This is a genomic window from Schaalia sp. lx-100 (assembly GCF_021083625.1).
In the GTDB taxonomy this organism is placed as follows: domain Bacteria; phylum Actinomycetota; class Actinomycetes; order Actinomycetales; family Actinomycetaceae; genus Pauljensenia.
This window is the reverse complement of the sequence record NZ_JAJNRP010000004.1, coordinates 41,038-55,115: the sequence shown is the minus strand read 5'-3', so window position 1 is coordinate 55,115 and position 14,078 is coordinate 41,038. Positions and strand designations below refer to the sequence as shown.

8 protein-coding genes and 1 tRNA gene are annotated in these 14,078 nt (G+C 50.5%); 6 read left to right on the top strand and 3 right to left on the bottom strand.

The genetic code is table 11. The features are described 5' to 3' along the window. Positions 1 to 30 precede the first annotated feature (30 nt). Positions 31 to 879 carry an aldo/keto reductase gene (locus LRP54_RS04310; protein ID WP_231235133.1) on the top strand — a complete coding sequence of 283 codons (849 nt, stop codon included), beginning with the start codon at positions 31 to 33 and terminating at the stop codon, positions 877 to 879. Between the two features lie 181 nt (positions 880 to 1,060). After that, the gene (locus LRP54_RS04305; RefSeq protein ID WP_231235132.1) at positions 1,061 to 2,380 is read left to right on the top strand and encodes a DUF4921 family protein; all 1,320 of its coding nucleotides are present in this window, start codon (positions 1,061 to 1,063) and stop codon (positions 2,378 to 2,380) included. Between the two features lie 148 nt (positions 2,381 to 2,528). Here the strand turns inward: LRP54_RS04305 and LRP54_RS04300 are convergent, their stop codons facing one another. After that, positions 2,529 to 3,722, bottom strand: coding sequence for a substrate-binding domain-containing protein (locus LRP54_RS04300; RefSeq protein WP_231235131.1), 1,194 nt, complete (start codon positions 3,720 to 3,722; stop codon positions 2,529 to 2,531). A 298-nt stretch (positions 3,723 to 4,020) separates the two neighbouring features. Between LRP54_RS04300 and LRP54_RS04295 the strand changes: the two genes are divergently transcribed. Next, positions 4,021 to 4,284: a DUF4235 domain-containing protein gene (locus LRP54_RS04295; protein ID WP_231235130.1), complete on the top strand. Its 264-nt coding sequence runs from the start codon at positions 4,021 to 4,023 to the stop codon at positions 4,282 to 4,284. Positions 4,285 to 4,476: 192 nt separating this feature from the next. On the opposite strand, the gene LRP54_RS04290 is transcribed toward LRP54_RS04295, so the two are convergent. Continuing rightward, a complete protein-coding gene (locus tag LRP54_RS04290) occupies positions 4,477 to 4,836 on the bottom strand; it encodes a sterol carrier family protein (RefSeq protein WP_231203898.1) in 360 nt (119 codons plus the stop codon). A 172-nt stretch (positions 4,837 to 5,008) separates the two neighbouring features. Between LRP54_RS04290 and LRP54_RS04285 the strand changes: the two genes are divergently transcribed. From LRP54_RS04285 to LRP54_RS04275, 3 genes are all read left to right on the top strand, one after another. After that, positions 5,009 to 5,098, top strand: a tRNA-Ser gene (locus LRP54_RS04285). Between the two features lie 218 nt (positions 5,099 to 5,316). Next, positions 5,317 to 7,209, top strand: a complete 1,893-nt coding sequence (locus LRP54_RS04280) for a BCCT family transporter (RefSeq protein ID WP_231235129.1) — start codon at positions 5,317 to 5,319, stop codon at positions 7,207 to 7,209. Next, positions 7,206 to 7,829 carry a 3'-5' exonuclease gene (locus LRP54_RS04275; protein WP_231203894.1) on the top strand — a complete coding sequence of 208 codons (624 nt, stop codon included), beginning with the start codon at positions 7,206 to 7,208 and terminating at the stop codon, positions 7,827 to 7,829. Before LRP54_RS04280 ends, LRP54_RS04275 begins: the two co-directional genes overlap by 4 nt. A gap of 42 nt (positions 7,830 to 7,871) precedes the next feature. Here the strand turns inward: LRP54_RS04275 and LRP54_RS04270 are convergent, their stop codons facing one another. Continuing rightward, positions 7,872 to 13,937, bottom strand: coding sequence for an RCC1 domain-containing protein (locus tag LRP54_RS04270; protein WP_231235128.1), 6,066 nt, complete (start codon positions 13,935 to 13,937; stop codon positions 7,872 to 7,874). Positions 13,938 to 14,078 lie beyond the last annotated feature (141 nt).

The window sequence follows — 14,078 nt, the reverse complement described above, 5'->3', positions numbered from 1 at the left end:
GAATTGTTGCCACCTGCGAAAGGATTTTTCATGCTGGCCTGCCCTATCCCTCACGTGCTTTTACCGACAGGTGCTGCGATGCCTCAGCTCGGCTTTGGGACATATAAAGTGGATCCGGAGGTCACATTCGATGTGGTTTCTCAAGCTATTGAGCTGGGTTATCGTCATATTGATACGGCCCAAATGTATGCGAATGAAGCTCAGGTTGGGCAGGCATGGGAACAGTCAGGGCTGAGCCGAGATCAAGTGTTCCTCACGTCAAAATTAAATAACGGGAATCATCAGCCAGAGCGTGCTCGTGATTCATTTGCGCAGACCCTCGATGATCTGCGGACGGACTATGTGGATCTTTTCCTTATTCACTGGCCCCTTCCCTCACTGTATGACGGTGACCTCATGATGCCGTGGCGAGTTTTAGAGGAATTTTTTGACCAGGGTCGGGCGCGAGCTATCGGGGTTTCAAATTTTCAGCCAGATCATCTGAAGGTTCTTTTTAATCATGCGGAGATTCAGCCGATGGTCAGTCAAGTGGAGGCTCATCCTTACTTGCCAAATAATGCTGTTCGGGATATGGCACGTCATGCGGGTATGGTGACGCAAGCATGGTCACCTTTAGCGCGAGGACGTGCTGCTCATGACCCGTTGCTTGCCAGTATCGGTGAAAAGTATGGTGCTTCGGCTTCTCAAGTGGCTTTACGGTGGGCGACGATGCGCGGTGATGTCGTTTTCCCTAAGTCGTTGAGTGTTCAACGTCAACAGGAAAACTTCATGATTTTTGATTACGAGCTTTCTGAACAGGATATGGAAAGTATCAGCGCATTAGATGAGGGCGAGGCTGGCCGGACCGGTTCACATCCTGACACGATGAATCGTTTATAACCAGTCTTTTTCAGGGTTAATCGCATCGGTACGTTACTGTTTTCACCTGTTTGTGTTTTTATTGTTGCAAGGCAAAAGAGGTACGCCCTGTCATTTCTTGACCTTTTGGCTTCGTGCGTTCCGTGCGTATATTCATGATATTTCTCAGGTAACTTCCGGATTTGGTGGATAAACTAGAGACATGGCAACGCCGCATCCTTCAACCGATTCTGCTATTCAGCGTTTACCTGATGGCACGGTGAAGCAAAGAAACCTTTTAACGGGCACTGAGGTTTGGACTGTTCCAGGACGAGGAAATCGTCCGTTGAGCACCGCCTCATCGAAGCCTGATCCTATCGATCATTCGTCAGATGGGCACCATTGCGCTTTTTGCAGTGAACGCTACCTAGAGACTCCACCAGAAAAATCACGGCGCATCCGCCTTGCTGACGGAACGTGGCAAGAACTCGCTGGTCTGCCTGCGGAAGAATTAGCTACAACAACCGCTGAATTTCGACGTATCCCGAATCTTTTTGAGATCGTGTCGTATAACTACTGGCATATGAACTACGGTCATGTTCCTTCAGAGGAGCAGCATCGTCGGATGGCACAGTATTTAGCGTCGTCACGCGGATACGATCATGTGATGCAGGTTGTCGGAGCACGCATGAAAGCAACCGGCATGTCTGATGAGGATTTGGCTCTACTTACGGATTCAGATTTGCTGCGTCAAGCAAATGGGTTTTTCTCTGGCGGCCACGATTTAATTATTGGTCGGCGGCATTACATTGACGGTGCGGATGACACGTCACAATTGGCTTCTTCGGGGACTCTCACGCCGGAGGAACATTACCAGTACACAGATTTCACAATCCGTGCCATGCAGGATCTGTACCATTTGAACTCGAATGTCCGCTATGTTGCAGCTTTTCAAAACTGGTTGAAACCTGCGGGGGCTTCTTTCGATCATCTGCATAAGCAGCTTGTGGCGATTGACGATCATGCTGTGCAAACCCAAGCAGAGGCTGATCGTTTACGTCACGACCCACTTATTTACGATGAGATTTTGAAAGTCGCTGCTACACGTAAGTTACTGGTTGCTCAAAACGATCATGCGGTCGCAATTGTCGGTTTCGGTCACCGTTTCCCTGGTTTAGCTGTGTGGCCGCTTCACGCGCCACGTAATCCGTGGGAGTGTGATGATAAGGTCATACGCGCTGTTTCGGATCTGTTACATGCCGTACACGCTGCGACAGGGGCTGAGGTTGCCTGCAATGAGGAGTGGTACCATCGGCCTCCAGATGTTGATGTTCCTTTGCGTTGGCGCATACTTTTGAAGTGGCGGCTATCCACTGTAGCCGGTTTTGAAGGTGGGACACGTATTTACTTAAATACGCTTGATCCGTGGACGGTTGCTGACCGTGTTATTCCGCGACTGTTAGAGATGCGTGATTCCGGTGTGATTGCTCCTATGCGTATTGGTGAGGAATGTCGAGTATCACCGGATTTACTGCGCAACTAAGGTTGAGGGCTGGGTTTTAAGGGCGCTTGGCGTTTCCTTGTTTTCTTTCCCTTTGCGCGTACCATAGGTGGGCGTACTTTACCTTCAGCACCGTCCTCGTTACTCACCTGCTTAACAGAAACCAGATGAGTAACGGATGCTTGTGTGCTTACCAGTTTTTGACCGCTGCAACCGGGTCAGCCAGTAATTCTTCACTCAGCACTGCGGCATCCTCTTGAATTGGGAAAAACCATTGAGCTGGTGTTGCTTCCACATGGCCTTCTTCAATGGGACGTACCCATCCTGTTTGAGCGATCAGCCGCTGTCCCGCGGGGGAAGTCAGAAAAGCCATGAAAGATTCTGTTCCTTCGGATAATGTTTCCCGCTGATCGGTGACAACACCTAAGGCACGCACGATCCGCTGCACGCATGTTCCTGAAACTACCTGGGCTGCTGTTTGTGTGCCCGTGTTATCGCGGCTCACAGCAGCAACTGACTGCGCAGCAACGATTAACGGCTTCCTATCTGCGTCCTCGGATGAAGTAGTAGGGGCAGCAGCACTGTGTTCTTCTGTTGATTGCGGTTTATTCGCTGTGGAGGAGGATTCTGCAATCACATCTGCTGCGCTCCACGCGGAAAGTACGTGCGGCATATCGGATGCAATCGTTACGCCATTCCCTCGGAGTGCTGATATCCATGTGAGGGCATCTGTGCCTTTCATTTGCGCGATCAGTTGAGCAAATGAGCGTCCTTCGGCGCTGCTGTGAGGGTCAGGAATTACAAGGCGACCACTGTATGCAGTATCTGTTAAGGAGTCAATTCCTGAGGGAATGTCGATGCGATTTGCAGAATACCAAGATGTGTCAGCATGAACACACACATCATCACGTCCGTAGGCAAGCGCATCTGGCACGTGAGTATTCGTTGAGTTGGCGGCGATTGTTGCGCTTTGTGCGGAAAATATTTTCACATTCGTGGCAGCGGAAATTTTCTGCGCATCGGTATCGTCTACGCCCACGATGACATCCACATGTTCTGGTAGGTCCGCAGTGGAATCAGCGTGATGTTGAACTAGGGTAAAACCACTGTTTTCCTCAAAAAATTTCACAAGGGCTTCCGGAAGTGGCTGACCTGACATGTAGGCAACGGTCACGGTACCTGTGCCGTGTCGTAGGAGTGTATTTAAGTCGTCACTGGCATTTCGAGCCTGTGGCATTTGCTCACCGGATTGTGTAGGGGTGGAATATCCGAAAGAGTCAGCGGGAAATGTCAGCCCACCGGTGGCAGATGAACATGCTGCTAAGCTACATGCTGCAAGAATGAGTGTCGCGCAGCTGAGTTGCCGCATATTTTTTCGCATCATCCGACCTTTCACAATGCTGTGTTCCACTGATCGTCAGTGTCATTCTACGTCTCATGTTCATTTTATGGGTTCATCGCATGTGAGCTTCGTAGCGCACGGTTGTTTGCATTCAGTGCCACGTGGATCATGATTAGGGAACGTTTTCCGCGCCTTTGAACTATGTGGTGTTTTGTAGCCTTCGTTGATTTTCGTCATGGCATACGGGATTCCTGCACGCAGCACGTAAGTAGGGCATGATTGTGTCAAAGCGATTTTGCGTTCAGTCGTATTTGGTTATTTCATCGAGTAAGGAGAGCCTGTGGATCTTGGATGGAAACTCATGTCTGCAGGAGCGATGGCGTTAACAGCTATTGCTGCGGGTAAAGTTGCCGAAATAGGGTGGCGTGCGGTTACTGGTTTAGATGTGCCTAGTGATGATGAGAACGCGAGTTTGGCCACAGTGGTTGCTTTTGCTGCAGCGTCGGCAGCCGTTGTCGCAATCGCTCAGTACTACACGTCGCAAGGCACACGGAAACTGTACGCTTCGCGTGTGACAGATACGACTGATTCACTGATTCTCTGATTACTTATCGGGTTATTCCCTGCCGTTGAAAGCGAAATGGCGTACCCCTTACTCGCATAGGTAATCATCCCCAAGTCGGATGCGCCTTTGAGGATTACACGATCTTCGCGTTCACATAGGCGCGTGAGCGCGGCTGGCTGGTACTTGTTGCGGGTGCGTCCTGCCTAAAATCGCCTCAGCTTTTCGTGAAGTTCAGATGAACGGAAGGTAGTTACTTAAGTCTGTACGTTCACCGGAGGCTTGTGCCCGTCCGGTGGCACATGCTTCGTTCCATTCCAGACTTCCAGTGGCTAACCTGAGCCACGTGTGTGGGTCCATTTCTATAACAGATGGCGGAGTTCCACGACGATGCACTGTTCCCTCAAAAGCTTGAACTGCTCCTGCTGGTGGGACTCGAATTTCAACGGCTCGCCCCGGATACAAAAGATTCAATTCTTCAAGTGCCCATCGGACTGCCGTATAAAGATCCTCACGCAAGGTTCCTTCTTGCTCTTGTTTCCATAGGGCGAGGGCGCGCTTGCCAGCGTCCTCACTTATTCGTCGTCGTGCCATGTGTTTTATCGTAACGCGCAGCTCAGGTGTCTGTATTCGGCAGCTACAACATGATGAAGCGCTTTCGTGGCCTCATGTCACATGACAGGCTTCAGCATGGTCGGGCTGCTTTTTGGCAATCTAACAGCCGAATAGCGTGTACACGCGCTCCTCATGTATGATTGCGTGTTGAGGTAGCGTGTCCGAGCGGCCGAAGGTGCAGCACTCGAAATGCTGTGTGGTGTAACAGCCACCCTGGGTTCAAATCCCAGCGCTACCGCCACCAGAATCCCCGAGATTTCAACAAAAGTTAAGTCTCGGGGTTTTGTTTTGTCGTACCCACACCAGCACAACCAGCGCATCGGCTTTTTAGTAACACACCGGCCACATACTTGCTATCCCTGCTTTGAAGAACCAGAGTAGACAAAGTCGAATTGCTACTCGCTTCACGTGAAGCGGCTGCAACAACTGAGTGCCTTGTCCCCAACTTTCGGAGGCGATATGTCCTTCCCTGGTTCCGCATCCACCAGTACCACTCACACCCCCGAACCAGCAGGCCTGCCTCCCACTGTGATACGTAAAAGAAACGAAATCAACCTTCCTGTTTTCCTGATCGCCGCCGCCCTCATCACAGGCATTGCGATCGCTGCAATCTACGCACCCACACAAGTAAGTAACTTTTTTAACAATGCAGTCACCTGGACAGGCCGTCATTTCGGCAGTTTCTACATTGCTTTAGCAACAGCCGTCCTCGTCCTCGTGATCGCACTTGCTTGGAGCCGTTTCGGTCGGGTCAGGTTGGGTCCCGATGACTCACGTCCCCAATTTTCCACTTTTTCGTGGGCTTCTATGCTTTTTGCTGCAGGTATCAGCACTGACATCATGTTTTTTGCCGTCGCAGAGCCAATCACGCAGTACATGCATCCTCCTGTCGGGGAAGGTCAAAGCATAGAGGCAGCCCGTCAAGCCGCTGTCCTCACAATTTTCCACTACGGTTTACACGGCTGGGGTTTGTACACAATCCTTGGCCTTGCCTTGGCTTACTTCACGTATCGACGCGGTTTCCCTTTATCTTTACGTGCGACACTACGTCCCTTGCTCGGTAAGCACGTGAACGGCTGGTTAGGCCATATCGTCGATGCTGCGGCACTGGTCGGCGGAATGTTCGGCATTGCAACATCGCTGGGGGTCGGGATTGTCCAACTCAATGTCGGTCTTGAAATGGTTTTCGGTATTCCACGAGGCCTTGGTTTGCAAATTGGCTTACTGGTCTTAGGGGTCACGACTGCGTGCTGGTCTGCGATATCGGGTGTTGATAAAGGCGTGAAATTCCTGTCGATGGCGAATGTGGTTCTTGCTGGTGTTCTTGCTGTTTTCGTGCTGGTCACGGGGCGTTTCACATTCCTCGTTGATGCGGTCATTGGTAATGTTGGTGATTTCTTTTCCGCATTACCTGGCTTATCGCTGGAAACATATGCGTGGGATCGTCCAGATGAGTGGCTTAATGGGTGGACCTTGTTCTTCTGGGCGTGGTGGATTACTTGGGCGGCGTTCGTTGGTTTATTCCTTGCGCGTATTTCCCGAGGCCGTACTTTACGTGAATTTGTTATTGGTACTTTGACGATTCCTTTTACTTATGTCGTCATGTGGGTTGGGATTTTCGGGAATTCTGCTCTTGATTTGGCGCGTAATGGTAGTGAGGCGACCCCTTACGGCACTTTAGGAGCCTATGGCGCGGAATTTGCTCGCCAAGTTGTTGCAAGCCCCGAGGAAGGGCTATTCAGCTTATTGTCCAGCCGTCCTTTGGGTGCTGTAGCAGTGATTTTAGCGGTTATTGTGGGCTTACTGTTCTACGTGACCAGCGCTGATTCTGGGGCTTTGGTGATGAGCGAGTTATCAATGCGTCACCCTGTGATTGAACCGCATGTACGTGTTCGACGTAAAACTGGGGCCTACGTGGAATCAACAGTCTCTGAAAGTACGGATACCTGCACAGCAGGTCTTTTGAGCGAGTCTGAGGCCGCAGCAGCGCCTTACCCTGCTCTTTCCCCGGCTCACACTGAAAGCATAGAGGAACAGGTAAAAATGCCGCTTCATACCTGTGTTGAGGCTAATGGAAGCACGGCAGAAACGCATGCCTCTGCTGATGATCCTTCAGATACGGTAGATGGGCCACCGTGGATGCGTGTTTTCTGGGCTGTGGCAACGGGGGCGCTCACTGTTGCTATGTTGCTTGCCGGAGGTATCCCGATTCTGCAAAGTGCAACGGTTGTCATGGCTTTGCCTTTTGCTGTGGTTGTGGTTGCTGTTGCCGTGTGCTTGGTCAAAGAGATTCGCGCGCATGAACCACGGCGTGAGGACCTTCAGTTACGGGCGCAAAGTGAGCGAGGATGAGGAGCAATCCGTTTCACTTTGAGGGCGCGTATCAGCGAAGTTTAGGACGCGCGTCGTCACGGTGGGTACCCTCCGTTGAAGTCCTGTTAGCTTCTTCATTTGTTGCTGTTGACTTTGAAACTGCAAATTCACGAAGTGGAGCTTCTGCTTGTCAAATTGCGCTTGTGAAAGTGGTTGATGGTCAAATTATCGATACTTTTTCGACGTTACTTAAACCGCCTCGTGAATTGAATTATTTTGTGTTCAGCGACATTCACGGAATCACTGGTCATCATGTGCGTCACGCGCCTTCATGGGAGCAGATCGCTCAGGAAGTGTCGGTTTTCGTTGCTGGTTTGCCGGCATATGCGCATAATGCGACCTTTGATTCAAAGGTGTGGCGCGAACTTGATGAGTATTTTGGTGTTCGTACTTATCCCGCCGATTTTTATTGCACGTATAGGACCGCACGCAAAATGGTGAGTGGTTTACAAAATTACAAGCTACCTACCGTCACAAAAGCGCTGGCCCCTGCCTTTCGGTTGAAACATCATGATGCTACGTCAGATGCTCAGGCATGCGCGATGATTGTGCTGGCACTCCAAAACCGTATCCGTACAACTGAGATTCGGTTTTTGTAGACCTTTTCTCCCTGTGTCCTATTGATTCAGCTCAGCTTCCTATCATCCTTCTTTGCGTCGCAGCGCGATCATGATGCCTGCGATTGTCAGTAGTAGTCCTCCACCGATAATGGCGATCATCTGGCCGCGACCTGCTGTAGGAAGTTTCCCTTCTTCCCAGTTTTTCACTGTGACTACAGCACCGTTCACAACGACACCATCTTCACCAAGCGGAGCACTACGAGTAACAATGCCTTCCTTGGTGACGGTGAATTTCCAGGGTGCGGGCAGGCGAGCAAACCCAGCCGGCGCAACCAGTTCACGCAGCTCATAGTCACCGGGAGCGAGGTCAAAAGTCCACTTCGGACCGCCTTTAAGTTCTTTACCTTGCTCAGGCAAACCGGGGCCTTTGAGGTTAAAGGTTGCTCCCTCAAGTTCCTTATCGGTATAGCCGTCTTTCTTTTCAAGGTGAATCTCGAAAGCATCTGGCGTAGTTTCAGTGAATGTGTCTTTGTCTTCCACGAGTTTGCCGGACTTCAGGCCCACAGCCCAGACACGAACTTCATCCTCATGGACCGCTGAGCGGCCAAGTGCAGGAAGTGTCGCCGTACACGTAAGAGACTTTCCAACAGGAAGCACATTATGCTCTGTGCCGTCGATTGTGGTTTTCTCCCATTCGCACGTGATTTCGCCAACGTTCACGTTACCTTGCGTTGTTGTATCTTCCAGTTGAGGGTCCACTAAGTCCTCTGCGCCATTATTTTTAATGGTGAAATTGATGACCGTGGATTCTGTCGGCCCCACTTGGATTTTATTGACTTCTTTTGTATGACCAGGGTTGTCCTCATCGTTTACAGTTGTTGTCTTAGTGACCGATATGTTGGGCACCCACATTTCAATCGCAGTGTTAAAGTTCGGGGCTTCGCCGCCGCTTGGCGCATTTTGGACGCGAGTGTGAGTAATTGACCCGTCAGCACGTGGGGCAACAACATCGACGCTAAAGGATTCTCCTGCCCGAGAAATGAAGGCTGCGCCATAGTCGAGCACTTTGAGGGTAGCACCCGGTTTGTCGGGGTCAGGAACGGTAGTTTGGTCAGAGATCGCGTACTGGATGGAGTAGGTCCCAGGTGCTACACCGTCAAAACGGAAAGTACCATCGGTGGCGGTCACCGTCGTGGCAACAGTATTACCCGTCCCATCTAACAGGTAGACATCAACACCGGAAACGTGACGATCGCTGTTTTGTCGTTCAATCCCTTCACGGTCTTCATCCACCCATACGCGGCCGGATACCGCGGCAGGCTCTATTGCCCTGGTATTTGCAGGAATAAGCGTCTCAACTTGATCGCACTGGTCACCTGGCATCTCCCATTTATTCCACGTGACATCCGACGAACAGGTTGTGTTGGTGCGTAACTTATCCGTCTGGGCAACATCGGGTGAACGTAACTCTGGTGGGGTCACGCCGGTACGCGGGTTCTCTTTGCTGGAAACAATTGCTTGGTTTGCTAACACTTGTTTGACATTGGTGTAAGGGACTTTAGCGGAAACCAGCAGTTGTGTTTCTGTACCTGGCAACATATCAGGTAAAGAGTAGGACCTGGTAAGGATGTTTCCGTCCTTACGAGTACCTGTCGGAGCAATCACTTGTTCTTTCGCCGCAGGGACACGGAAGTTAATTTCACGGGGAGAAAACTGAATAGCTCCACCGGGATATCCTAATAATCCACTACTCGCGTAGCCAACACTGTAGATAGTCCCATCAGTATCTTGCATGTAGCCAGTACTCGACATAAAGATGTTGGAAAACTTCTTATCTGGCACAAGGATTTTTGGCGGTTGATGGCCATCTCCATCCACCGTCAGCAATCCACTTCGTTTTTCACCCCAGCCCCACAGGTTTCCTTCGGTATCGAGAGCGTATGTTGCAGCCCACGAACCCCCTGTCACAACTCGTGTGAATTTCATTGATTCTTGAACGCGCCTAGGCACATTACTAGAGTACGGATAATAGGCAGTACCCCAACGACCACCGTTATTCCCCCAGCCCCACAGGTTATTGTTAGAATCAATAGCCATCACTGAGCTGTAATAAGGTGCGAGATCAACGAATTTTATCTCTCCTGTACTTGTAATTTTTGTTGGTGTCGATACGACTCGACCGGAAACTGTATTGCCTAAACCAAGATTACGATATTCGTTTGAGCCCCAGGCCCAAATCTGCCCATTTACGTCGAGGGCAAATGAAACAGCAGCAAGCCCCGGAGTGCCAGACGCGAAGACTCGTGCAATTGGCACTGGTATATCTAGCTTTTGCGGAATTGGATGCGCGTCACGATCTTGGGTGCCGATACCAAGCTCACCGTACCGGTTCTCACCCCAGGTCCAGACATTACCTTCAGCATCCACTGCTAGACTGTGCATAGGACCAGCTGCAATATGAGTAAAAACAGTATCAGGCTGAATCTTTGTTGGTATCCGCGTATTGATGGTCGATCGATAGTCACAGATTTCAGGCTGCTTTGGAAGGTTTGGGGTATCAGTTGCTGCAAGTCCTAATTGCCCTAAAGCGTTATATCCCCAGACCCAGATATGTCCTTCACGATCCAGCGCTAAACGATGTTTGTGCCCACTGGCTACTTGGTTAAAAAGGACACCGGGGGTAGCTACCAAACTTGGCCTGACATCCTTTATTCGTGGATCATCTGCTGGCAAACCACGTATCCCACATGCTTCGGGACCCCAAGTCCACAACTCGCCGCCTTGATCGACAGAGACGCCCTCAGCGAAAGTGCTCATTGACCTGTTTTGTTCGGGTGTTCCGTAGCTAACGGTCACATCGGTAGCATTACCGGCCAAGACATCGTTGAACTGGACTGCACTTTGGCGGGTATTACCGTCATTCTTAATGGTAACGGCCCACTCCACTGTACATTCAGTGTCACGACAGTTAGCTTCGGCTGGTTTTTTCTGGATATCGACGTGCGGTTCACGCGCATAAAAACCAAAGTTCACATTTTCAAACACCTCGTCAATGCCAAGATTAACCGTATCGGAAACCTTCTGAGAGGCCCCAAAGCGCCTGTACTTGTACGAGTAGGTTTGTGTGACAGATGGATCTGTACTTGCATTGAATTGTGATCTCACCGTTTCCGGCACACCCTCAAGGATTTTTACCTTGTAGTCGCCGTGGATGAAGTCACGCGGGAAAGCATAGTAGCCCTCAGCATTCGTCGTTGTTTCAGCAAGCTTCTCATCGCCTCTGAACAAACCGAGGGTCACTCCCTCAATCCCTTTAGAGTTTTTCTGACGGTCACGACCATTACCGCCTTCATCCCAGTACACGTAGCCCGTGACTTGAGATGCCACAACCTCATTGAAAGCCGGCCACGGGTCTGGGCTGGGATGATCTGTGCCAGGAACGGTTGCACCAGAAATCCATGTCACGTAAGTGTCACCCAGTTCATGATCGGAAGAACGGAGAGTGTACTTAATAGTCGAAATACCTTGCTGTCCGCCGGTAGGCTGAATGATTTTGATTCGTGTTACTTGGTCTGCTTTACCTTCAGGAATGGAGTCCACCCAGGTTCCTTCAGCACCCGCAATCTCAAATTGAATTGTGGTACCAGGCACCGATCTCTTGGGATCAACCGAAACATCACTTAGTGTGTAACCTCCGTGATAAGCAGACTTATCAGCACCTTCATAGTTGGCTGGCAAAGGGTCCTTTGCTCGCACAGAAGGAAGTTCAATAATGGCTTCGCCGCCCAAACCTTGACCTTGAGATGCGACAGCGACAACTGCGGTGAAACGCATTGGCTGCCCTTTTTCCACCCGAGGATCGTCGGTGGTTATACTGGTGGACTTCACATCCAAAGGTAAGGCAACGGTGCTTGCTGACGCTGGGTAGATGCGTCCCTCTTGCTCATAGTCATTCAGCACCCAGTTAGCCTTCGTACTAATATCACCTAAAGCTAAAGTGGATACTCGAGCATCAAAGGTCAGTGGCGTGACTTCAGATTCTCCACGACTATAGTTTGTGGGCACCCATGACCCGTCCTTTCCTACGAGGAAAGTGGCTTTACCGGGCTTTTTGGTGGCACAATCACCAATTTCAAGAGAGCCTTCCAGAAGGCTCCACCCTTCACCTACGTTAGTTACATCCGTCACGCATGGATCCAAAGTGACGTCGAGGCGTGTTGACACTGACTGTGTGGAGCTAATCAAGCTACGCACAGTAGGTGTGATGGTGTAGGTCAATGTGGGATCATCGAAGTTCAGTGTCTTGTCATCCACTGTCATATTCAACCTACCCGTGGGTATCGCCTTTTCCAGTGGGAAAACGTCCCAGTCGTACGGCGGATCGTCGACAACTCCGTTTACTGCACCAATGAGTCGATCTGTGAAGGAGACGGGCAAGGGTTTCAGTTTGGCAAAGTCATCGGTAATCCGAGCAGGAAAATAAACCTTGTAGTCACCACCAGCGTCTTCACCGATAGGCAGATTGGGAACTTTTACGCGCAGTGCACTTGCTCCCGCAGGTGGAGTATCGGAAGTAACCCAACCGGCATCATTTGACGTAGTGATTGATTCGTCTTGGAATTTTCCGCCTCCAGGACGTTCACCTACGTACCATTCAACGGTGCGTTCACCTTCGTATTCCTTGCCATTGGGCATAAGGACTTGAATTGGACCGGTTGCTACCTGTTCACGAGGGTTCCACTGGTCAGTGAAAGTAAAATGAGCGGTCGTTGATCCGTCCTGCAGGATCACCCTATTGGTGTAGGCATACAGGTAGACCTTGAGTTGCGTATCTTCTGTGACGTACTCGTTGCCACTGTATTTTGCTCGTGCTGCATAGCCGTGATCGAAGTCTTTCATGCCGGCTTCCCAGTAGGTTGCACCATTAGTGGAAGGGCGAAGTACCTCTTTAACGAATTTCTGGTGAAATTTGATCTGCTCGTGATAGAAACGCAACCGGGTGTAGTCGTTATTTTCCGAGTAAAAACCTCGAACTGCTGTGGTATTTCGAGCGCCAGCGGTGCTCACATACTCTTTTTGATCTGAGCCAGGCTGCCAACCATCACCGTTGTTAAGGTAGTCAGGCGTGGAAAATGCGTCTTTATCCAGTTCAACATGAAGTGGGTATTCGTAGCTACCCATCTGATCGACAGGAATACCCCAACCGTCATTATTGAAGAAACGCACAGTGAGGCTTCCACTTGTTTTAGGTAACCGGATTTTACCGTTCACGATTGGAACATCTGCGCCACCGATTTGCGCTGTTGTTCCTTCTGGCAAGCCTGATACGTCTAAATAACCGGACCAGGAAGTAAGAGTAGAAGCGCCCTTGGGGGACCATTGCGTATCCACGACTGGGCGCGGATATACCTCTACCTCAACGAATCTTTCATCGCGAGTATATGGTGCCCGCAAAAAGTAAGGAGCACCATCCTCTGACTTGTCATAGTTAGAGGGGCGCACCATGATGTCAGCGCGCGGAGCAGATACGACTGTGTATCCTTTTGAGGAAAATGATGAGTAGGCGGGATTATCGTCGTTCGCAACTTCAACTTTGACGACCTGATCGCTTTTGGCTTCACCGGCCGTGTCTTTAGCGGTAAGTACAAGTGGAGCGGATAAAGCTACCGGGACACCGCGTTTCGTCCTGTAGGTGACTGTGACAACCCGTGAGGTAGGATCCCATTTTGGCGCGCCTACCTGCGTAATAAAGGTGTTACCTCCACCGGCAAGTGTGGGGTTTGCTTTAGCATCAAAATCAAGCCATTCAGGGATTGTGTATCGCACCTGAATCAGACGCTCAGGCCCTGGTTCGACACGAATATATGAGGTCAGTCCAACGAAGTCACCTGAAGCAACTACACCGTCGTCTTTCGTGTTATCGCCGGGTTCAAAACCGTTTGCGGCGTTAATAAAAGTCTGTGCAGAACCGCCTGATGGGGTCCTCACGTCATGACCGGTGCCATCGTAGTCAGAGGTAAGTGTGGCGGAGGCGTATGGGTTAGGCACTGTGGTAGCAGTTGACGCATCAGTGACAAGCGTGAGGCTAAGCGTTGCCACTGCGAGTGAGCAAACTAAGCGCCGCGCAAAGAAACGTCGAGAGCCCATCGAAAATCCCTCATCTTGATCGTCGATTCACTTGCTCATCGTCGAAGTGCAAGAAAGTACACGGCCCTTACGACAGATGCAAAAACTTGCCGACAATGAGAAACCATAGTAGGTGAATTTAAGGAAACAATCCGCATATAT